The sequence below is a fragment of the Pseudomonas sp. GW821-FHT03A09 genome (genome assembly GCF_059421065.1).
This window is the reverse complement of sequence record NZ_JBWKUX010000002.1, coordinates 384,771-403,381: the sequence shown is the minus strand read 5'-3', so window position 1 is coordinate 403,381 and position 18,611 is coordinate 384,771. Positions and strand designations below refer to the sequence as shown.

Here is an 18,611-nt window from a genome sequence, read left to right as displayed (position 1 = left end):
TCACTTGCAGCGATAACCCTCAGGCATCGTGACGGTGTAGTCGCGTCGTACGCGGTCCTGGAAATTCAGGTTCTGCAAACCCTGCTCCGCCAGAAAGGCTTCGACCTTGGCAGCCTGGCAATCCTCGTTATAGGACGAGGCTCGGAGCAGGTACACCGCACGTTTGCTCACTTCGTCGCGGGCGGTGGCCGTGAAGGTGGTGAGGGTGGTGTAGCCGGTTCGCTCCGAAGTGCCCACGGGGCCATAGGTGGTGTTCGGCGTACTGGTGCAGGTCAGCTGGTCGTCTTTTTTCTTGCTCTTCTTGCACTGGGTGGAGGTGCTGGTCGGCACCTGGCCATACTCGGTAGCGGTATAGCGGTAAGTCACCTGCCGGCTGTCGATATCGAGGGTGACGGTCATTTTGATCGGTGCGTGCTGCTTGGGCAGCGTGGCGTCGGTGAACACTTCTCGGAAGCCTTGGTCCTTCAGGGCGTTGACCATGTCGCGCAAGTAGTAGCGGGAGTTCAGGGCGTTTTCATCGTTGCCGCCGGTGGAGGTCACCAGCACCGTTGCCTGCCGATCAAAGTGATAATCGGGGTCAGGTGTTGCGTTGATCATTACGTCCAATTGCGTGGCGCATCCACTGAGCAATGCGGTCAGTAGTAACAGCGTGCAGAACAAGTACCGGGGCATGAAATAAACCTTACAACGGAGAATCGGGTAAAAGCAGAACGATTGAGCAGCGCGAAAAATAACGCTCAATTGTCCAGTCAAAGTGCCTTGGGCGGAAATGGCCCGGCAGCCATTAAATCGCAGGCAATAAAAAACCCCAAGGAACGCATTGTTCCTTGGGGTTTCTCGGTATTTTGGTGCCCAGAGACGGAATCGAACCGCCGACACGGGGATTTTCAATCCCCTGCTCTACCGACTGAGCTATCTGGGCAACGGGGCGCATTAAACGGGTTTTTCAGGGGGTCGTCAAGCAAGTTTTCAAAAAATATTTAATTATTACCGTCGCTTACGTGCAGACCCCGGTTTTTGATCAATTATTGAGCAGGCGGCACGTAGCCGTCGGCCTTGGCGTAATCTTCGCCGGAAAAGAACTTGTCCATCTCGCCTGCCAGGTATTTACGATCTTCGGCGTTCATCATGTTCAGGCGTTTTTCGTTGATCAGCAGGGTCTGGTGTTTCAGCCAGTCGCCCCAGGCTTTGGCGGAAACGTGGTCGAAAATGTCCTGGCCCTTGGCGCCTGGGTATGGAGGGCGTTCCAGGCCCGGTAGTTCTTCTTTGTACTTGCGGCACATGATGGTGCGGGTCATGACGACTCTCCTGCGTTCAATACATCGGCCGCGCGCTTCAGCAGCTTTTTTACCGGAGCGGCAAGGCCCAGGCGCGGCGGGGTGGCGAGGTTATACCAGAGCCAGTCAGCCTCGGCCACGTGATGGGCGGTTTCCTCGACCTGTACCAGCCAGGGTTCGATGGCCAGTTGGAAGTGGCTGAAGGTGTGGACCAGTCCCGGCAGTTCCTGTTGCTTGCCCAGAGCCAGCGCGTGCTGGTTGGCGAGGTGGTCCAGGTCTTCCAGGTCATCCAACTCCGGCAAACTCCACAATCCGCCCCACAGGCCCGTGGACGGGCGGCGGTAAAGCAGAATCGCGCCTTCGGCGTTGGCCAGCAGCGGCATCAGCGTGCGTTTCTGCGGGATGGTCTTGCGCGGCTTGGGGATCGGGTAACGCGTCTCCAGGCCGAGCATGTGGGCCTCGCAGCCTTTTTCCAACGGGCACAGCAGGCAGCTGGGTTTGCTGCGGGTGCAGAGCGTGGCGCCCATGTCCATCATCGCCTGGGTATAGGCGTTGACCCGGTCATGGGGCGTGAAGCGCTCTGCGGTGGCCCACAGCTGCTTGGCCACCTTGGGTTCGCCTGGGTAGCCTTCTTGCGCGGTAAAGCGCGCCAGCACGCGTTTGACGTTGCCGTCGAGGATTGGTGCGCGCAGGCCCATGCTCAGGCTGGCGATCGCGCCGGCAGTTGACAGGCCGATGCCGGGCAATTCAGTGAGTTTTTCGACGTCGCGGGGAAATTCGCCAGCGTATTCGGCGACGACAATCTTGGCGGTCTTCTGCAGGTTGCGGGCGCGGGTGTAGTAGCCCAGGCCCGTCCACAGGTGCAGTACTTCGTCTTCAGGTGCGGCGGCCAGGGCTTCGACCGTTGGCAGCGAGGCCATGAAGCGGTCGAAGTAGTTGAGCACCGTGCTGACCTGGGTCTGCTGCAGCATGATCTCCGAAACCCACACCCGGTAGGGCGTGATGCCCTGTTGCCAGGGCAGGTCGTGGCGACCGTGGCGGTCGTACCAGTCGAGCACCGCCGTTGAAAATTGCTCGTTTTTCATCGCTTGAACAGGCCTTTGAGGGCGTCTTTCAACTGCGGGTTGACCTTGTCGAGCTTCTCTTCAAGCTTGTCGCTGAGCTTGTTGCCGGCTGCCTTGAGGGCTACTTGGGTCAAGCCATCCTTGTCCAGCCGGCATGCCTTGGCGCCCAGCTCCAGCGGGCCACGGCAGCGCAGCGGCACTTCGATGCCCTGGAAATTGGCGCCGACCTGGCAGGCCGGGTCCGGCACGTCGCGCTTATCGCCTTCGACGATGATGCCGACACGGTAGTCCATGCCCAGCACGCGCAGGTCGACGTCGCCGTTACCGTTGACGGTCAGCCCTGGAATCCGCACTTTCAGGTCAGGGTTGCTGGCCACACCATTACGGAAGGTCAGGTTGCCGCGCAGTTCCTGGAATGGCGTGTCCTTGCCTTGTGGTGTGCTGCTCAAGGTCTTGCGGTTGAGCAGGGCGATGCCGGTACACAGTTGCTGTTCAAGGTTGGCGTTGAGCAGCATGCCGTTGTTGATCACGAAGCTGGCGGTGCCGTTGAGGCTGTCGATCAGCGCCTTTTGGCTGTTGCCGCGGCCTGTCAAGTTGCTGTCGAGTGTGATCTGGCCTTTGACCGGCGGGTTTTGCCCCTGGGCCTGCAGGATGCGTTCAACCGGCACTTGCTTGATGTGGGTTTGCAGCGCCACGACCGGGATGTCCTGGCGTACATCGAGTGTGCCGTTGGCCTGGAATGTGCCGTTGTAGAGGCCGCCGCTCAGGCTGTCGAGCTTGAGCTGACCGTCGAGGCCGGACGCTTTGAGCGCAGCATTCTGGATCGGCAGCTTGCTCAGGGTCAGTTGGCCGAAGGCCAGGTCGGCATCTACGTCAAGGGTACGCAGGCGGGTCAGCGGCAGCAGCTTGTCAGTGCTCCACGCACCTTTGGTTGGGGCTTCCGGCAGCGGTGTATTGCCGCCGGCCGCCATGGCGCCCGCTTCGCTGTTCTGCACTTCGGCCTGGCGGGCAGCGGCTACACCTTTGGCGGACTCGGATTTGGCCGGCAGGTAGTTGTCGGCGTTGAAGGTGTCGCCCTTGAGCTGAACGCGCAGGGATTGTTTGGCGAAGTCATCCACGGCGACGCGGCCGGTGAAGGTGCTGCCATCGAGCTTGAGGTTCAGATCTTCCAGGGCCACGCTGGTAGGCGTGCCTTTGAGGCGGCTGACCAGCTCGACCTTGCTCAGGCTGCCTTCGGTCATGGCCGGCAACGGGTGACCGACGCTTTCTAGAAACTTGGCCAGGTCAAACTGGGCGATGGAGAGGGCGCCGCTGAGCTGCGGAGTTTTGTTCAGGTCGTTGACCTTCAGTTCACCCAAGGCTCGCAGTTGGTTGGCGGACAACTTCAGGTTGGTCCACTCGGCGATATTGGCAGCAAGGTCCACTAGCACTTGACCCTGGGTGGAGTAGGTCACGGTCTTGCCCTGCAATGGCTCGCCGGTGGCTTCGCCGCTCAGTCGCATGTCTTCGAGCTGATAGCGCTTGAGGGCGTTCTGGATGCGCAGGTTGCCGTTGAGTTCGGTCTTGACGCGCATCAGGGGTTGGTTGGTGCCCAGGAATGCGGTGAGTTTCAGCGGAATGCTGGCGCCTTCGTGTACGGCGCCGGCGCTCAATTGGATGCTTTCGGCGCTGAACTGCTTGCCGGTCTGCTCGTCGTTGTATTCGACGCGGGCGTTGTTGATCGTCAGGCTGTCGATATCCAGGCGGATCGGTTTTGACGGTTTCTCGGGTTCTGGCTCGACAGGCTTTTCCACAGGTGCGGGAGCGGGAGCCTCGGCACCCGCCACTGGCACGTTCTTGCCGATGTCTTCCCAGTCACCGTGACCTTGCTTGTCGCGGTTCAGGCGCAGGTTGAGGCCTTCGACACGCACGTCGCTCATCTGCACTTCGCGGCGCAACAGCGGCAATACGCGTACTGACAGGCCGAGCATCTGCAGGTCGGCGAATGGCTTGGTCGGATTGGTCAGGGTGGCGACGCTGGCTTCGTGCAGCTCCAGGCCCAGCCAGGGGAACAGGCTCCAGCCGATGTCGCCATTGAGCGTCAGCTCGATGTGGGCCTTGTCGCGGGCTATCTGGCGAATCTCGTCTTTGTAGTCGTTGGGATCGAAGAGGTGGGTCAGGGCAAAGCCCAGGGCCACAATGATCAGCAACAGCCCGAGAAGTACCAGACCCAGGATTTTGCCGAACGCTTTCATGGGCGAGTCCTTGTATGTCGAATTCAAAATTTAGCCGAAGAGTATAACGCCCGCAGCCTCCCGTCAGTTCACGGATCGTTACATTGTATCTAGCCAGCCAGAAACGGGATTTTGGCGCCAAACAATACAGCTATCGCGAAAAAGGTGATGTCAGTTTGGTTTTTCTGTCATCAGCAGGTGCTAATCTGCGCGGGTTCGTCTGTCGTCTGCGACATAGCGTCGCGTTTAAACGGAGCTTTACTCAACAACAACGGCCAACGCTTTGCGTGCAAGGTCGAGGGAGAGAGCGTCTGGCGGACACATACTAATAACTGGGGGAAACACCAATGAGCACTAGCACTGCGGCCGGTAGTATTGCCGCACAGCCTGCGTTCCTGTCCAAGGAGCGCATCATCGCCAAGCCCGGGTTCAACCGCTGGCTGGTTCCACCGGCCGCCCTGGCCATCCACTTGTGCATCGGCATGGCCTACGGCTTTTCGGTGTTCTGGTTGCCGCTGTCCAAAGCGCTGGGCATCACCGCACCCGTCGCCTGCGCGCCGGACATGAGCTTTATCGCCCAAGTCTTCTCGTCCCAATGCGACTGGCCCATCTCCATGCTGGGCTGGATCTACACCCTGTTCTTCATCTTCCTGGGGTGCTCGGCGGCGATCTGGGGCGGCTGGCTGGAACATGCCGGGCCACGCAAGGCGGGCGTTGTATCGGCGTTGTGCTGGTGCGGCGGGCTGTTGATCTCGGCGTTGGGTATCTACACCCACCAGATCTGGCTGATGTGGATCGGCTCCGGGGTCATTGGCGGTATCGGCCTGGGCCTGGGCTATATCTCGCCCGTGTCGACCCTGATCAAGTGGTTCCCGGACAAGCGTGGTATGGCGACCGGAATGGCAATCATGGGCTTCGGCGGTGGCGCGATGGTGGGTGCACCCCTGGCCGCAGCGCTGATGGGCCACTTCGCGTCGCCGACCAGCGTGGGCGTATGGCAAAGCTTCTTGGTGATGGCTGCGATCTACTTCGTGTTCATGATCGGTGGCGCCTTGTCCTACCGTGTTCCGCCGACCGGCTGGAAGCCTGAGGGCTGGACCGCGCCGGCAAAAAAAGCCAGCAATGCGATGATCACCCACCGTCACGTGCATGTGAACGTGGCCTGGAAAACTCCGCAATTCCGCTTGGTATGGCTGGTGCTGTGCCTGAACGTGTCCGCCGGTATTGGCATCCTCGGCATGGCTTCGCCCCTGCTGCAGGAAGTATTTGGTGGCAAGTTGCTGGGCGTCGACGTGCCGTTCGGTCAACTGGATGCGGGCCAACTGGCCTCCATCGCGGCCATCGCCGCGGGCTTCACCGGTCTGTTGAGCCTGTTCAACATTGGTGGCCGGTTCTTCTGGGCGTCGTTCTCCGACTACCTGGGCCGTAAAAACACCTACTTCGTGTTTTTCGCCCTGGGCTTTGCCCTGTACGCGCTGATCCCGAACCTGGGGCACCTGGGCAACGTGGCGCTATTCGTGGCGGCGTTCTGCATCATCCTGTCGATGTACGGCGGTGGTTTTGCCACGGTTCCGGCCTACCTGGCCGACCTGTTCGGCACCCAGATGGTCGGTGCGATCCACGGTCGCCTGCTGACCGCGTGGGCAGCTGCGGGCGTGTTGGGTCCGGTACTGGTGAACTACCTGCGTGAGTATCAGTTGAGCATCGGCGTTGAGCGTGCTGCGGCCTACGACATCACCTTGTACATCCTTGCGGGCCTGTTGGTGCTGGGCTTCATCTGCAACATGCTGGTACGCCCGGTGGCCGACAAGTACTTCATGACCGACGCCGAACTGGCCGCCGAACAGGCGCTGGGCCATGACAAGGGCTCGGACGCCACCACTTCCCTGGAGTGGAAAGCGGCTTCCGGCACCGTGCCATTGGCCATCGCCGCCTGGTTGGTGGTGGGTATTCCGTTGGCGTGGGGTGTGTGGGTGACCCTGCAGAAGACGGCGGTACTGTTCCACTAACACCGCAAACCTTTGTGGGCACGGTTCCTGTGGGAGCCGGGCTTGCCCGCGATGGGATCACCTCGGAGAAACTGAAAAACCGGGGTGTCCGCATCGCAGGCAAGCCAGCTCCCACAAAAGCTGGTTCTCACATGTATGCACATGTCTATCCCCGACATTCCTCTCTTCAACTCGTCAGTCTTATCCCCTTCGATGTTTCTGTTTAGCGCCCGCGCCCCTATAATGGCTGCCTTTTTCGCCCAATGATTTTGCGGAGCTGGTGATGGCCGAACGTAAGGCGTCCGTCGAGCGCGACACTCTGGAAACCCAGATCAAAGCCTCGATCAACCTGGATGGCACCGGAAAGGCCCGATTTGATATCGGTGTACCTTTTCTTGAGCACATGCTGGACCAGATCGCCCGTCATGGGCTGATCGACCTGGATATCGTCAGCAAGGGCGACCTGCATATCGACGACCACCACACTGTGGAGGATGTCGGTATCACCCTCGGCCAGGCGTTTGCCAAGGCCATCGGCGACAAAAAAGGCATCCGTCGCTACGGTCACGCCTATGTCCCGCTGGACGAAGCGCTGTCGCGCGTGGTCATCGACTTCTCTGGCCGCCCAGGCCTGCAGATGCACGTGCCCTACACCCGCGCCACCGTGGGCGGCTTCGATGTCGACCTGTTCCAGGAATTCTTCCAGGGCTTCGTCAACCACGCACTGGTCAGTCTGCACATCGACAACCTGCGCGGCACCAACACCCACCACCAGATCGAAACCGTGTTCAAGGCTTTCGGCCGCGCGCTGCGCATGGCCGTGGAGCTGGATGACCGCATGGCCGGGCAAATGCCCTCGACCAAGGGCGTCTTGTAATGCAGACGGTCGCGGTTATCGATTACGGCATGGGTAACCTGCACTCGGTGGCCAAGGCCCTCGAACACGTAGGTGCCGGCAAGGTGCTGATCACCAGCGATGCCAACGTGATTCGCGAAGCTGACCGGGTGGTGTTCCCTGGCGTCGGTGCGATCCGCGATTGCATGGCCGAGATCCGTCGCCTGGGCTTCGACAGCCTGGTGCGCGAAGTCAGCCAGGACCGCCCGTTCCTCGGCATCTGCGTGGGCATGCAAGCCTTGCTCGACCGCAGTGAAGAGAATGAAGGCGTCGACTGCATCGGCCTGTTTCCTGGCCAGGTGAAGTTCTTCGGCAAAGACCTGCACGAAGACGGCGCCCACCTGAAAGTCCCGCACATGGGCTGGAATGAAGTCAGTCAAACGGTGGATCACCCGCTGTGGCACAACATTCCAGACCTGGCGCGTTTCTATTTCGTGCACAGCTACTACATCGCCGCCGGTAACCCGCGCCAGGTGGTGGGTGGCGGGCATTACGGCGTCGACTTCGCCGCAGCGCTGGCCGACGGCTCGCGCTTTGCCGTGCAGTTCCACCCGGAGAAGAGCCACACCCATGGCCTGCAATTGCTGCAGAACTTCGCCGCGTGGGATGGTCGCTGGTAAATGGCCAAGAAACCGAAGCCGCCGATCTTGAACCTCACGCCCGAGCAGGAGCGTGAGGCCACTCACAAGATCAAGGTCTTCATGGAAGATCGCTTCGAGCTCAAGCTGGGCTCGTTCGAGGTCGCCGAGATTCTTGAGTTGTTCACCACCGAAGTAGCGCCGCACTATTACAACCGGGCGGTTTTCGACGCGCAGACGCTCCTTAAAGAAAGGTTCGAAAGCATCGAAAGCGACCTGTGGTCGCTTGAGAAGCCCTGACTTCCCAAGCATTGCTGAATATCGAATAAGGTTTGCCAGATGCTGATTATCCCCGCTATCGATCTCAAGGACGGTGCCTGCGTACGCCTGCGCCAAGGCCGCATGGAAGACTCCACTGTGTTCTCCGATGACCCGGTGAGCATGGCCGCCAAATGGGTGGAAGGGGGTTGCCGTCGCCTGCATCTGGTGGACCTGAACGGTGCTTTCGAAGGCCAGCCAGTCAATGGCGAAGTGGTTACCGCGATTGCCAAGCGTTACCCGAACCTGCCGATCCAGATCGGCGGCGGTATCCGTTCCCTGGAAACCATCGAACACTACGTCAAGGCCGGCGTGAGCTACGTGATCATCGGCACCAAGGCTGTGAAAGACCCGGCGTTCGTCGCCGAAGCCTGTCGCGCGTTTCCTGGCAAGGTTATCGTTGGCCTGGACGCTAAAGACGGTTTCGTCGCCACCGACGGCTGGGCTGAGATCAGCACCGTGCAGGTGATCGACCTGGCCAAGCAGTTCGAAGCCGACGGTGTGTCCGCCATCGTTTATACCGACATCGCCAAAGACGGCATGATGCAGGGCTGCAACGTTCCGTTCACCGCTGCGCTGGCCGCCGCGACCAAAATCCCAGTGATCGCCTCCGGCGGCATCCACAACCTGGGCGACATCAAGTCGCTGCTGGACGCCAAGGCCCCCGGCATCATCGGCGCCATCACCGGCCGTGCGATCTACGAAGGTACCCTGGACGTCGCCGAAGCCCAGGCTTACTGCGATGCCTACAACGGCTGAGGACTGACCATGGCGCTGGCCAAACGCATCATCCCTTGCCTGGACGTCGACAACGGTCGCGTGGTCAAGGGCGTCAAGTTCGAGAACATCCGTGACGCCGGCGACCCGGTGGAAATCGCCCGTCGCTACGATGAGCAAGGTGCCGACGAGATTACCTTTCTCGACATCACCGCCAGCGTCGACGGTCGCGACACCACGCTGCATACCGTCGAGCGCATGGCCAGCCAGGTCTTCATCCCGCTGACCGTGGGCGGTGGCGTGCGCACCGTGCAAGACATCCGCAACCTGCTCAATGCGGGCGCGGACAAGGTCTCGATCAACACCGCGGCCGTGTTCAACCCGGAGTTCGTCGGCGAAGCTGCGCAGCACTTCGGCTCGCAATGCATCGTCGTTGCCATCGATGCCAAGAAAGTCTCCGGCCCGGGCGAAACCCCGCGCTGGGAGATCTTCACCCATGGCGGGCGCAAGCCGACCGGCTTGGATGCGGTGGAGTGGGCGATGAAGATGGAAGGCCTGGGCGCCGGGGAAATCCTGCTGACCAGCATGGACCAGGACGGCATGAAAAACGGCTTCGACCTGGGCGTCACCCGTGCCATCAGCGATGCGCTGGGCATCCCGGTCATCGCCTCCGGCGGTGTCGGCAACCTGCAGCACCTGGCCGACGGCGTGCTCGAAGGCCACGCCAGTGCGGTGCTGGCGGCGAGTATTTTCCATTTTGGCGAATACACCGTTCCCGAGGCCAAGGCGTACATGGCGGCGCGCGGTATCGTCGTTCGCTAAACGCTGCTGGACACCATGGCAGGCCAGAGGCACTCTCTGCGCTTGCCATGGATTCCGGTAACCTTCATGTTCAAACAGCTGCTGCTGCTCGCCTTCGCCAGTTCTTCCCTACTGCTGGTCGGCTCGGCGAATGCCGAAGCGCCGTCCGACGCCTCCCTGGTGTTGCTGACGGAAAACTTCCCGCCCTACAACATGGCGAAAAACGGCAAGAACTTCGCCAAGGACGAGAACGTCGAAGGTATCGCCGTGGACATCGTGCGCGAAACCTTCAAGCGCGCTGGCATTTCCTACAACCTCACCTTGCGTTTCCCCTGGGAGCGAATCTACAAGCTTGCCCTGGAGAAACCTGGTTATGGCGTATTCGTGATGGCACGCCTGCCGGACCGTGAAGCCCTGTTCAAATGGGTCGGCCCCATTGGCCCGGATGATTGGGTGATGCTGGCTAAGGCTGACAGCAAGATCGAACTCGACGATCTGGAGCACGCGCGCGGTTACAAGATTGGCGCCTACAAGGGTGACGCCATTGCCGAGAGCCTTGAAAAGCAGGGCCTCAATCCGGTGGTGGTTTTACGCGACCAGGACAATGCGCAGAAGCTCATGAATGGCCAGATCGACCTCTGGGCCACCGGCGATCCTGCCGGGCGTTATCTGGCGCGACAGGTCGGCGTGACCGGGCTCAAGACCGTGCTGCGTTTCAACAGTGCTCAGCTCTATTTGGCGTTGAACAAGAACGTACCGGATGAACTGGTCGCCAAGCTTCAGGCTGCGCTGGACCAGTTGCGCAAGGATGGGGCCATCGACGAAATCATGGCACGTTACCTGTAGCTGGCAACTCTCACAGGGTGTACTGCAGCACGGCAATCCGCGGGATAAACACGGTCAAAATGTGGGAGCGGGCTTGCTCGCGAATACGGTGTGTCAGTTAACGAATATGTCGACTGATACACCGTATTCGCGAGCAAGCTCGCTCCCACCTTTAACGGTACAGACCGTTCTTGCCATGCCCGGCCATGGCCTGGTTGCCGCGCACGCTGATCATCAACTTGATATCAATCCAGTCGACGCCCTGGGCCTTAAGCCTGGGCAACTCACGCTCAAGCACAGCCAGGGTCTGTGGGTAAGGGTGGCCGATCATCACCACCGAACCTTGTTTATGGGCCAGCTTGATCGCGGTTTGCAACTGCGTGGTAATCGCCGCCTCGGTGCGTTCGTCATCGAGGAACACATCCCGTGAGACATGCGCCAGGCCGATCTTCTGCGCTTCGGCGGCAGCGACGGTTTGTGCGCTCGTACGGCTGTCGACAAAGAATTTGTTGCGTCGTTGCAATTCGGCCATCAACCACGCCATTGCGGCGGGTTGGGCGGTCATGCGGCTGCCCATGTGGTTATTGATGCCGGCGGTGTAGGGCACGGCCTTGAACGCGGCGTCCAAGCGCTTGCCGAGCTCTTCGATGGGTAACTCGGGGTGCCAGGCGAATGGACCGGTGGCCGGGTCCATGGGCATGTGTAGGATCACGATCTTGCCAGCCTTATGCGCTTCGCGGGCGAATTCGGCGGCGTGGGGCGTGTCGGGCATGATCGCGGTGGTCACCGGCCCGGGCAGGGCCAGCACGCGACGATCCCGGGGCAGGTTTTGCCCGAGGTCGTCGATGATCAGAGTCAGGTAGGCTTTGTGCGGCTCGCCGGCCGGGGCCGCGTGGGCGACTCCGGCCAGGCTGAACAGCGCAGCGATGATCAGGGCAAGACGCATATCAACGGCTGCGGGTGATGCTCAGGCCCTTGAGCAGGCTCAGCGCCTGGGCGAGTTGGTAGTCATCATCCTGCGGCATCGGCTTGGCTTTCGTGCTGCTGCCGGTAGGCTGGTCGGCGCCGCCGTTGCCATTGCCCAGGTGACCCTGCAGGTCGGCTTCCTTGTAGAACTCGCCGTCGGTCTCATTGGTGATCTTGGCCCGGCGAACTTCGATGTCCGGCACGATGCCTTGGGCCTGGATCGAGCGGCCATTAGGCGTGTAGTACAGCGCCGTGGTGATCTTCAGCGCACGCTCGTTGTTCAGTGGCAGCACGGTTTGCACCGAACCCTTACCGAAACTGGTGGTGCCCATCAGCACGCCGCGCTTCTGGTCCTGCAGGGCGCCGGCGACGATTTCCGACGCCGAGGCGCTGCCGCCGTTGATCAACACCGCCAGTGGCACGCCTTCGCTCAGGTCATGGCCGGTGGCCGAGAAGCGCAACTCGGAGTTGGCGATACGGCCTTTGGTGTAGACGATCAGGCCCTTGGTGATGAAGTGGTCGACCACTTCCACCGCCGCCTGCAGCACGCCGCCTGGGTTGTTGCGCAGGTCGAGCACAATGCCGTTGAGTTTCTTGCCGTTGTCTTTGCGTAGCTTGGCCAGGGCCTTGGCCACTTCGTCGCCGGTCTTGACCTGGAACTGGGTGATACGAATGTAGCCGTAGCCCGACTCCAGCAGTTGGCTCTTCACGCTCTTGACCGTGATGGTGGCGCGGGCCAGGGTCACGTCAAACGGAGCACCGCCGTCGCGCACCAGGGTCAGGGTGATTTTCTGGCCGAGCTTGCCGCGCATCTTGTCGACGGCTTCGGTCATGGTCTGGCCACGGGTCGGCTGGCCGTTGATCTTCACGATCAGGTCGCCAGCCTGGATACCGGCCTTGGACGCTGGGGTGTCGTCGATCGGCGAGACCACTTTGATCTGGCCATCTTCGGAGCCCACTTCGATGCCCAGGCCACCGAACTCACCGCTGGTGCTTTCCTGCAGCTCGGCGAAATCTTCCGGGCCGAGGTAGGCGGAGTGCGGGTCGAGGTTGCTGAGCATGCCTTTGATGGCATTTTCCAGCAGGGTCTTGTCGTCTACAGGTTCGACATAGGCTGCCTTGATCCGGTCCATGACCTCGGCAAAGGTGCGCAGCTCGTCCAGCGGCAACGGTGCCTTAGTGGTTGCGGCAGAGGTCGCGGTCGTGGCGGCGGGTGCAGCGGCAGCGGCCTGGTCGGCAAAAGCCAGAGGCGCGCCGATCACCAGGGCGATCGTCAGGGCCAGCGAAGTGAGGCGGGACAAATGCAGCATGTCGAACGAACTCCTAATGTAGATGCGGCCCTATCCTTGGGAACGGCACCATTGTGCAGGATCGCTCGGGCGACCCTGCTGACGAATAGCGAAGTACAGCGCCGGGGTGTCCTGGCCACCACTGTTCCCGACAGTGGAGATGGATTCACCGGCTTTTACAACATCACCTGCCGACTTGAGTAAAGTCTGATTGTGGCCGTAAAGGCTCAAATAGCCATTACCGTGGTCAAGAATCACCAACAAACCGGCACCGCGCAGCCAATCGGCGAACACCACACGGCCACCGTGGACGGCGTGGACCTGGCTGCCGGCAGAGGCGCTGATCATCACGCCATCCCATTTGGCGCGTGTGTCATCGCCGCGGGTTTCCCCAAAGCGTGCCAGCAGTCGACCATCAACCGGCCATGGAAGTTTGCCGCGGGCTGACGCAAAAGGGCCACCGAAGTTCTCGCCGGCGCTTGAAACCAGCGGGCCTGGGGCTGAATGCGCCGGTTTACGCGGTGCTGGTGCATCGGTGGTGGCGGCCAGCTCGGCCTCACGCTTGCGCTTTTTTTCCGCTTCCTGCTGGGCGATCAGCGCTTTTTGCCGCGCTTCTTCAGCCTCGCGTGCCTGGCGGGCCAGGGTTTCTTCGATGGTCTTGAGCACTTTGGCCAGGTCGGCCTGGTCCTGCTCGCGGGCCTGGAGCTTGGCATCGCGGGCTTTGACATCGTTATTGAGCTTGGCCAGGGCCAGTTGGCGTTCCTTGCGGACCTTGTCCAGTTGGTCGCGCTGGGTGTCTAGGGCACTTTTCTGGTCGAGCAGCTGTGACTGCTGGTCGGCGATTTCCTGTTCCACATTGGCCAATTGGCGCAGGGTTTCGTTAAACCCCTTCAGTTGCGCCAGGCGTGCCTTGCTCAGGTAGTCGTAATAGGTGAGGGTGCGCGCGAACTTCTCAGGGTTCTGCTGGTTGAGTAGCAGCTTGAGGTATTCCTGGCGGCCGCTCTGGTAGGCGGCGCGGGCCTGGATCGCGATCAGGCGCTGTTGCTCAACGCGTGCGCTCTGGAGTTTTTTTTTCTCAGCGTCGAGTCGCTCCAGTTCCGACTCGCTCTTCTTTAGTTCTTTTTGTAGCTCCTGGACCTGCTTCTCCAGCTTGCCCATCTCGGTTTCCGTGCCGCGCAGGTCTTTCTGCACGCCGGACTTTTCTTCCTGGAGCTTGCCGAGCAGTTTTTTCAGCTCGGTAATGTCCTGACGCGTAGCGTCCAACTGTTGTTGGGTTTGTGCGCGCTCGTCGGCAAAGGCCGGTTGGAGCAGGCAGACAAGAGCGAGGGGAATCAAGGCGCGAAGCATAGAGGCGGGCGACACCAGGGAAAAGGACGGCCTAGTATGCCCGCCAAGCGCGGCAAAAAAAACGCCCAATTCGGGCTAGAAGGCAAGATAGGTGCCGAGTGGCGGCAGTATGGCAAAAAGACATCTACCAAACACCGAAGATCCAATGTGGGAGGGGGCTTGCCCCCGATGGCGGTGGGTCAGTCAAATAGATGTCGACTGACATTTCGCTATCGGGGGCAAGCCCCCTCCCACATTGGTTTCTCCGTGACGCTGAGAATCAAACCAGGATTGAGGTCCCGGTCATCTCCTTTGGCTTCTCCAGACCCATCAGCTTCAACATGGTCGGCGCCACATCCGCCAGTACGCCGCCTTCACGGACTTTCAGGTCGCGCTTGCCGACATAGATGAACGGCACCGGCTCGGTGGTGTGGGCGGTATGGGCCTGGCCGGTGGATTCGTCGGACATCTGCTCGCAGTTGCCGTGGTCGGCGGTGATCAGCGCTTCGCCGCCGACTTTCTCCAGGGCGTCGACGATGCGGCCAACACACTTATCCAGGCATTCCACGGCCTTGATCGCCGCTTCCAGGTTGCCGCTGTGGCCGACCATATCGCCGTTGGCGTAGTTGACCACGATCACGTCGTAACGCTGGTTGTCGATGGCGTCGACGATCTTGTCGGTGACTTCCGGCGCGCTCATTTCTGGCTGCAGGTCGTAGGTGGCGACTTTCGGCGACGGGATCAGGATGCGCTCTTCACCTGGGAACGGTTCTTCACGACCGCCGGAGAAGAAGAAGGTCACGTGGGCGTATTTCTCGGTTTCGGCGATGCGCAACTGGGTCTTGCCGTTTTTCGCCAGGTAGTCGCCCAGCACATTTTCCAGGCTGCCTGGGGCAAATGCCGACGGGGCCGGGATGTTGGCGGCGTATTGGGTCAACATCACGAACTCGACTTTCGGCTGGCGCGAGCGCTCGAAGTCCTTGAAGCCGTCGTCGACGAACACGTGGCTCAGTTCGCGGGCGCGGTCGGCACGGAAGTTCATGAACACGACTGCGTCGCCATCTTCCACTTTCACCGGCTCGCCGATGGTGGTGGCTTTGACGAATTCATCGCTCTCGCCGCGCTCGTAGGCAGCTTGCAAGCCTTCCTGAGCGGAGGCGGCGTTGAATTCGGCCTGACCGTTGACGATCAGGTTGTAGGCCTGGGATACGCGGTCCCAGCGATTGTCGCGGTCCATGGCGAAGTAACGACCCACCAGGCTGGCGATACGGCCCTTGCCGAGGGCGGCGAACGTGGCGTCCAGCAGTTCGATGGACGACTGCGCACTTTTCGGAGGCGTATCGCGGCCGTCGAGGAAGGCGTGCAGGTAGATCTTGTCGGCGCCGCGCTTGAAGGCCAGTTCGGCCATGGCGACCAGGTGATCCTGGTGGCTGTGGACACCACCGTCGGACAGCAGGCCCATGAAGTGCACCGCCTTGCCGGCGGCCACTGCTTTATCCACCGCCGCGCAGATGGTCGGGTTCTCGAAGAACTCGCCGTCGCGGATCGCTTTGGTCACACGTGTGAAGTCTTGGTATACCACTCGTCCGGCGCCGAGGTTCATGTGACCGACTTCCGAGTTGCCCATCTGGCCGTCCGGCAGGCCCACGTCCATGCCGGAGCCGGAGATCAGGCCATTGGGCACGGTGGCGGTCAGGCGGTCGAGCACAGGCTTGTTCGCCGAGTACACGGCGTTGTCGTGGTGGCTTTCACTGTGTCCGAAGCCATCGAGAATTATCAGGACCAAAGGTTTAGGCGTAGTAGTCATAGATCCTCTCGCGGCGCTAATAAAGGAAGACAATTGAAAAGGGAGTGGCAGTTTAAAGCGAAGTTCCCACTACGTCACCGCTTTACGGGGGTTGGCCCCCCCTGGCGGCTGTGTATACTTACCGCCATTTTAACGCCCTGGAACCTCCTTGATGGTTGATCACCTGATTGCATTTGCCACTGCCCACTACCTGCTCGCGGGTGCCTTCGTCATCCTGCTGGCGCTGCTGATCGCTCATGAAATGAGCCGCGGTGGCCGCAGCCTGAGCACGTCGGAGCTGACCGCACTGGTCAACAAGGATGAAGCCGTTGTCGTGGATATTCGCCCGGCCAAGGAATTTGCCGGCGGCCACATCGTTGGCGCCCTGAACATTCCACAGGACAAGCTGATCGCACGCTTGGCCGAGCTGGAAAAATACAAGGCCAAGACCATCATCCTGGTCGATGCCCAAGGCCAGCACGCCGGCACCCACGCCCGCGAAATGCTCAAGGCTGGTTTCACCGCCGCCAAACTGTCCGGTGGTATCGGCAGCTGGAAGGCCGATAACCTGCCGCTGGTGAAGTGATATGAGCCAGGTTGTCGTGTATTCCAGCGATTGGTGCCCTTACTGCATGCGGGCCAAGGCCTTGCTGGAGAAAAAGGGCGTTGCCTTCGAAGAGATCAAGGTCGACGGCAAACCCCAGGTGCGCGCCGAAATGGCCCAGAAGGCGGGACGCACGTCCGTGCCGCAGATCTGGATCGGCGCCAAGCATATCGGTGGTTGCGATGACCTGTTCGCCCTGGAGCGCGCCGGTAAACTCGATGCGCTGCTGCTCGTCTGACTCCTAAACCCTAAAAGACCCCAAGATCAAGAAGGATCTGCGATGACTGACCAACAGAACACCGAAGCAGCAGAAGCCCAAGGCCCACAATTCTCGCTGCAGCGGATCTACGTGCGTGACCTGTCGTTCGAAGCGCCGAAAAGCCCGGCCATCTTCCGTCAGGAATGGACCCCAAGTGTTGCGCTGGACCTGAACACCCGTCAGAAAGCCCTGGAAGGCGACTTCCACGAAGTGGTGCTGACCCTGTCGGTGACCGTCAAGAATGGCGAAGAAGTGGCCTTCATCGCTGAAGTGCAACAGGCCGGTATCTTCCTGATCCAGGGCCTGGACGAAGCGTCCATGAGCCACACCCTGGGCGCCTTCTGCCCGAACATCCTGTTCCCGTATGCCCGTGAGACCCTGGACAGCCTGGTCACCCGTGGCTCGTTCCCGGCGCTGATGCTGGCTCCAGTGAACTTCGATGCCCTGTACGCTCAAGAGCTGCAGCGCATGCAACAGGAAGGTTCGTCGACCGTTCAATAAGTCGAACCCGACGCAGGACCCCATGTGGGAGGGGGCTTGTGTGGGAGCTGGCTTGCCTGCGATAGCATCGCCTCGGTATCTCTGATAAACCGAGGTGTCTGCATCGCGGGCAAGCCCGGCTCCCACACAAGCCCTCTCCCACATTTGTTTTGCGGTGTTATTTAAAGCCGAGCTGGCGCCAGCCTTCGTAGACGGCGACGGCCACGGTATTGGACAGGTTCAGGCTGCGGCAACCCTCGCGCATCGGCAAACGCAGGCGATGGCCGTCGGGCAGTGCGTCAAGCACATCGGCCGGCAGGCCCCGGCTCTCCGGGCCGAACAGGAAGGCGTCGCCTTCAGCAAAGCTGACATCATGAAACGGTTGCGAGCCCTTGGTGGTGAACGCGAACAATCGTGGGTAGCCCAGGCTTTCCAGGCAACTGGCCAAGTCGGCGTGACGCTTGAGGGTGGCGTACTCGTGGTAGTCCAGCCCGGCGCGACGCAGGCGTTTATCGTCCATGTCGAAGCCCAGAGGCTCGATCAAATGCAGGTGGCAGCCACTGTTGGCGCACAGCCTGATAACGTTGCCGGTATTCGGCGGAATTTCTGGTTGAAAAAGGATGACGTGAAACATGCACGGCTCCGAAGGCAAAGATGCGCTGCATTCTACCCCTGAAGACGACCCTAGGCCGAAGCTATTGCCACGGGTCATGGGCTCTTTGGCGATTGTGGGCCTGATGATTGGCTTGATGATCGGTCGCCTGACCACGCCTGACCCCGTCGAACTGCAGCGAGTGGAGACAGAGGCAGATGGCGTAGTGGTGTGGTTCAACAGCGAACCCAAGCTGCACGGCGAGCATATCGACGGCACTGTGGCGTTGCTGTTCGATGCCGAGGGCAAGGGCGCCGGCGGGCAACTCAAGGTCAATGACAAGGACGTGAACTGGCGCGTGCGCAAGACCGACGGTGGCTTGCTGCTGAACCTGGTGGCGGCTCGACCGCTGCGTGGGGAATGGAAAGGGGAGAAGGCCGATGGCCGCTGGCGGTTGGAGATCCATCTCCGGGAGGAATAAAAGAGGGAGTTCCCGGCCTGCCTGTACCAGGGCTCCCAAAACGGGTGTGGGGCACGACGCTGTCCGCATCAAGCACCCCGGGTGTTAAAGAGGGGATTCTCGGCCTGCCTGTACCAAGGTCCCCGAAACTGGGTAGTACAGGAGTTATTGCA

At 60.8% G+C, this 18,611-nt stretch carries 20 protein-coding genes and 1 tRNA gene; 11 read left to right on the top strand and 10 right to left on the bottom strand.

Annotated features, from left to right (window positions below):
- The 5 genes from AC07V4_RS04565 to AC07V4_RS04545 all read right to left on the bottom strand — a co-directional run bounded on the left by AC07V4_RS04565 (position 1) and on the right by AC07V4_RS04545 (position 4,575).
- Positions 1-672, bottom strand: a complete 672-nt coding sequence (locus AC07V4_RS04565; RefSeq protein ID WP_492637640.1) for a hypothetical protein — start codon at positions 670-672, stop codon at positions 1-3.
- A gap of 174 nt (positions 673-846) precedes the next feature.
- Positions 847-922: transfer RNA gene (locus tag AC07V4_RS04560), tRNA-Phe, on the bottom strand.
- Positions 923-1,025: 103 nt separating this feature from the next.
- Positions 1,026-1,298, bottom strand: a complete 273-nt coding sequence (locus AC07V4_RS04555; RefSeq protein WP_492637639.1) for an oxidative damage protection protein — start codon at positions 1,296-1,298, stop codon at positions 1,026-1,028.
- Positions 1,295-2,362: an A/G-specific adenine glycosylase gene (gene mutY, locus AC07V4_RS04550; RefSeq protein WP_492637638.1), complete on the bottom strand. Its 1,068-nt coding sequence runs from the start codon at positions 2,360-2,362 to the stop codon at positions 1,295-1,297. Before mutY ends, AC07V4_RS04555 begins: the two co-directional genes overlap by 4 nt.
- On the bottom strand, positions 2,359-4,575 hold the full coding sequence (locus AC07V4_RS04545; RefSeq protein WP_492637637.1) for an AsmA family protein: 2,217 nt from the start codon (positions 4,573-4,575) through the stop codon (positions 2,359-2,361). The genes mutY and AC07V4_RS04545 overlap by 4 nt, the downstream gene beginning before the upstream one ends.
- A gap of 326 nt (positions 4,576-4,901) precedes the next feature.
- Between AC07V4_RS04545 and AC07V4_RS04540 the strand changes: the two genes are divergently transcribed.
- From AC07V4_RS04540 to AC07V4_RS04510, 7 genes are all read left to right on the top strand, one after another.
- The gene (locus AC07V4_RS04540; RefSeq protein ID WP_492637636.1) at positions 4,902-6,563 is read left to right on the top strand and encodes an OFA family MFS transporter; all 1,662 of its coding nucleotides are present in this window, start codon (positions 4,902-4,904) and stop codon (positions 6,561-6,563) included.
- A gap of 262 nt (positions 6,564-6,825) precedes the next feature.
- Positions 6,826-7,419, top strand: coding sequence for an imidazoleglycerol-phosphate dehydratase HisB (hisB, locus tag AC07V4_RS04535; protein ID WP_003218037.1), 594 nt, complete (start codon positions 6,826-6,828; stop codon positions 7,417-7,419).
- Positions 7,419-8,057, top strand: a complete 639-nt coding sequence (gene hisH, locus AC07V4_RS04530; protein ID WP_431750757.1) for an imidazole glycerol phosphate synthase subunit HisH — start codon at positions 7,419-7,421, stop codon at positions 8,055-8,057. Before hisB ends, hisH begins: the two co-directional genes overlap by 1 nt.
- On the top strand, positions 8,058-8,315 hold the full coding sequence (locus AC07V4_RS04525) for a DUF2164 domain-containing protein (RefSeq protein ID WP_492637635.1): 258 nt from the start codon (positions 8,058-8,060) through the stop codon (positions 8,313-8,315).
- Positions 8,316-8,354: 39 nt separating this feature from the next.
- Positions 8,355-9,092, top strand: coding sequence for a 1-(5-phosphoribosyl)-5-[(5-phosphoribosylamino)methylideneamino]imidazole-4-carboxamide isomerase (gene hisA / locus AC07V4_RS04520; RefSeq protein WP_003187784.1), 738 nt, complete (start codon positions 8,355-8,357; stop codon positions 9,090-9,092).
- Positions 9,093-9,101: 9 nt separating this feature from the next.
- Positions 9,102-9,872 carry an imidazole glycerol phosphate synthase subunit HisF gene (gene hisF, locus AC07V4_RS04515; RefSeq protein ID WP_003187786.1) on the top strand — a complete coding sequence of 257 codons (771 nt, stop codon included), beginning with the start codon at positions 9,102-9,104 and terminating at the stop codon, positions 9,870-9,872.
- A 66-nt stretch (positions 9,873-9,938) separates the two neighbouring features.
- The gene (locus AC07V4_RS04510; RefSeq protein ID WP_492637634.1) at positions 9,939-10,697 is read left to right on the top strand and encodes a substrate-binding periplasmic protein; all 759 of its coding nucleotides are present in this window, start codon (positions 9,939-9,941) and stop codon (positions 10,695-10,697) included.
- Between the two features lie 151 nt (positions 10,698-10,848).
- Here AC07V4_RS04510 and AC07V4_RS04505 read toward each other — a convergent pair whose 3' ends face one another.
- From AC07V4_RS04505 to gpmI, 4 genes are all read right to left on the bottom strand, one after another.
- Complete coding sequence (locus AC07V4_RS04505; RefSeq protein WP_492637633.1) at positions 10,849-11,622, bottom strand: divergent polysaccharide deacetylase family protein; 774 nt, start codon at positions 11,620-11,622, stop codon at positions 10,849-10,851.
- A 1-nt stretch (position 11,623) separates the two neighbouring features.
- On the bottom strand, positions 11,624-12,952 hold the full coding sequence (locus AC07V4_RS04500) for a S41 family peptidase (protein WP_492637632.1): 1,329 nt from the start codon (positions 12,950-12,952) through the stop codon (positions 11,624-11,626).
- A 30-nt stretch (positions 12,953-12,982) separates the two neighbouring features.
- Complete coding sequence (locus tag AC07V4_RS04495) at positions 12,983-14,278, bottom strand: murein hydrolase activator EnvC family protein (RefSeq protein ID WP_431751962.1); 1,296 nt, start codon at positions 14,276-14,278, stop codon at positions 12,983-12,985.
- A 259-nt stretch (positions 14,279-14,537) separates the two neighbouring features.
- Positions 14,538-16,064 (bottom strand): 2,3-bisphosphoglycerate-independent phosphoglycerate mutase, encoded by a 1,527-nt coding sequence (gene gpmI / locus AC07V4_RS04490; RefSeq protein ID WP_492637631.1) that lies wholly within the window; start codon positions 16,062-16,064, stop codon positions 14,538-14,540.
- A gap of 151 nt (positions 16,065-16,215) precedes the next feature.
- On the opposite strand from gpmI, the gene AC07V4_RS04485 reads away from it, so the two are divergent.
- The 3 genes from AC07V4_RS04485 to secB are packed head-to-tail and all read left to right on the top strand — an operon-like array spanning position 16,216 to position 17,407.
- Positions 16,216-16,629 carry a rhodanese-like domain-containing protein gene (locus AC07V4_RS04485; RefSeq protein ID WP_458292906.1) on the top strand — a complete coding sequence of 138 codons (414 nt, stop codon included), beginning with the start codon at positions 16,216-16,218 and terminating at the stop codon, positions 16,627-16,629.
- 1 nt (position 16,630) lies between these two features.
- Positions 16,631-16,885, top strand: coding sequence for a glutaredoxin 3 (gene grxC, locus AC07V4_RS04480; protein ID WP_010213876.1), 255 nt, complete (start codon positions 16,631-16,633; stop codon positions 16,883-16,885).
- Positions 16,886-16,927: 42 nt separating this feature from the next.
- Positions 16,928-17,407: a protein-export chaperone SecB gene (gene secB / locus AC07V4_RS04475; protein ID WP_012721755.1), complete on the top strand. Its 480-nt coding sequence runs from the start codon at positions 16,928-16,930 to the stop codon at positions 17,405-17,407.
- Between the two features lie 157 nt (positions 17,408-17,564).
- Here the strand turns inward: secB and AC07V4_RS04470 are convergent, their stop codons facing one another.
- Positions 17,565-18,020, bottom strand: coding sequence for a tRNA (cytidine(34)-2'-O)-methyltransferase (locus AC07V4_RS04470; RefSeq protein ID WP_492637630.1), 456 nt, complete (start codon positions 18,018-18,020; stop codon positions 17,565-17,567).
- Between AC07V4_RS04470 and AC07V4_RS04465 the strand changes: the two genes are divergently transcribed.
- Positions 18,019-18,459, top strand: coding sequence for a hypothetical protein (locus tag AC07V4_RS04465; RefSeq protein ID WP_492637629.1), 441 nt, complete (start codon positions 18,019-18,021; stop codon positions 18,457-18,459). The genes AC07V4_RS04470 and AC07V4_RS04465 overlap by 2 nt on opposite strands.
- The last annotated feature ends 152 nt before the right edge of the window (positions 18,460-18,611 follow it).

Bases quoted from the DNA above. Each gene is read 5' to 3' on its own strand.
- AC07V4_RS04510 (WP_492637634.1), top strand. From the start codon at position 9,939: ATGTTCAAACAGCTGCTGCTGCTCGCCTTCGCCAGTTCTTCCCTACTG.
- hisF (WP_003187786.1), top strand. From the start codon at position 9,102: ATGGCGCTGGCCAAACGCATCATCCCTTGCCTGGACGTCGACAACGGT.
- AC07V4_RS04525 (WP_492637635.1), top strand. From the start codon at position 8,058: ATGGCCAAGAAACCGAAGCCGCCGATCTTGAACCTCACGCCCGAGCAG.
- secB (WP_012721755.1), top strand. From the start codon at position 16,928: ATGACTGACCAACAGAACACCGAAGCAGCAGAAGCCCAAGGCCCACAA.
- hisB (WP_003218037.1), top strand. From the start codon at position 6,826: ATGGCCGAACGTAAGGCGTCCGTCGAGCGCGACACTCTGGAAACCCAG.
- AC07V4_RS04540 (WP_492637636.1), top strand. From the start codon at position 4,902: ATGAGCACTAGCACTGCGGCCGGTAGTATTGCCGCACAGCCTGCGTTC.
- mutY (WP_492637638.1), bottom strand. From the start codon at position 2,362: ATGAAAAACGAGCAATTTTCAACGGCGGTGCTCGACTGGTACGACCGC.
- AC07V4_RS04495 (WP_431751962.1), bottom strand. From the start codon at position 14,278: ATGCTTCGCGCCTTGATTCCCCTCGCTCTTGTCTGCCTGCTCCAACCG.
- hisA (WP_003187784.1), top strand. From the start codon at position 8,355: ATGCTGATTATCCCCGCTATCGATCTCAAGGACGGTGCCTGCGTACGC.
- grxC (WP_010213876.1), top strand. From the start codon at position 16,631: ATGAGCCAGGTTGTCGTGTATTCCAGCGATTGGTGCCCTTACTGCATG.
- AC07V4_RS04565 (WP_492637640.1), bottom strand. From the start codon at position 672: ATGCCCCGGTACTTGTTCTGCACGCTGTTACTACTGACCGCATTGCTC.
- AC07V4_RS04485 (WP_458292906.1), top strand. From the start codon at position 16,216: ATGGTTGATCACCTGATTGCATTTGCCACTGCCCACTACCTGCTCGCG.
- AC07V4_RS04470 (WP_492637630.1), bottom strand. From the start codon at position 18,020: ATGTTTCACGTCATCCTTTTTCAACCAGAAATTCCGCCGAATACCGGC.
- AC07V4_RS04505 (WP_492637633.1), bottom strand. From the start codon at position 11,622: ATGCGTCTTGCCCTGATCATCGCTGCGCTGTTCAGCCTGGCCGGAGTC.
- AC07V4_RS04500 (WP_492637632.1), bottom strand. From the start codon at position 12,952: ATGCTGCATTTGTCCCGCCTCACTTCGCTGGCCCTGACGATCGCCCTG.
- hisH (WP_431750757.1), top strand. From the start codon at position 7,419: ATGCAGACGGTCGCGGTTATCGATTACGGCATGGGTAACCTGCACTCG.
- AC07V4_RS04465 (WP_492637629.1), top strand. From the start codon at position 18,019: ATGCACGGCTCCGAAGGCAAAGATGCGCTGCATTCTACCCCTGAAGAC.
- gpmI (WP_492637631.1), bottom strand. From the start codon at position 16,064: ATGACTACTACGCCTAAACCTTTGGTCCTGATAATTCTCGATGGCTTC.
- AC07V4_RS04545 (WP_492637637.1), bottom strand. From the start codon at position 4,575: ATGAAAGCGTTCGGCAAAATCCTGGGTCTGGTACTTCTCGGGCTGTTG.
- AC07V4_RS04555 (WP_492637639.1), bottom strand. From the start codon at position 1,298: ATGACCCGCACCATCATGTGCCGCAAGTACAAAGAAGAACTACCGGGC.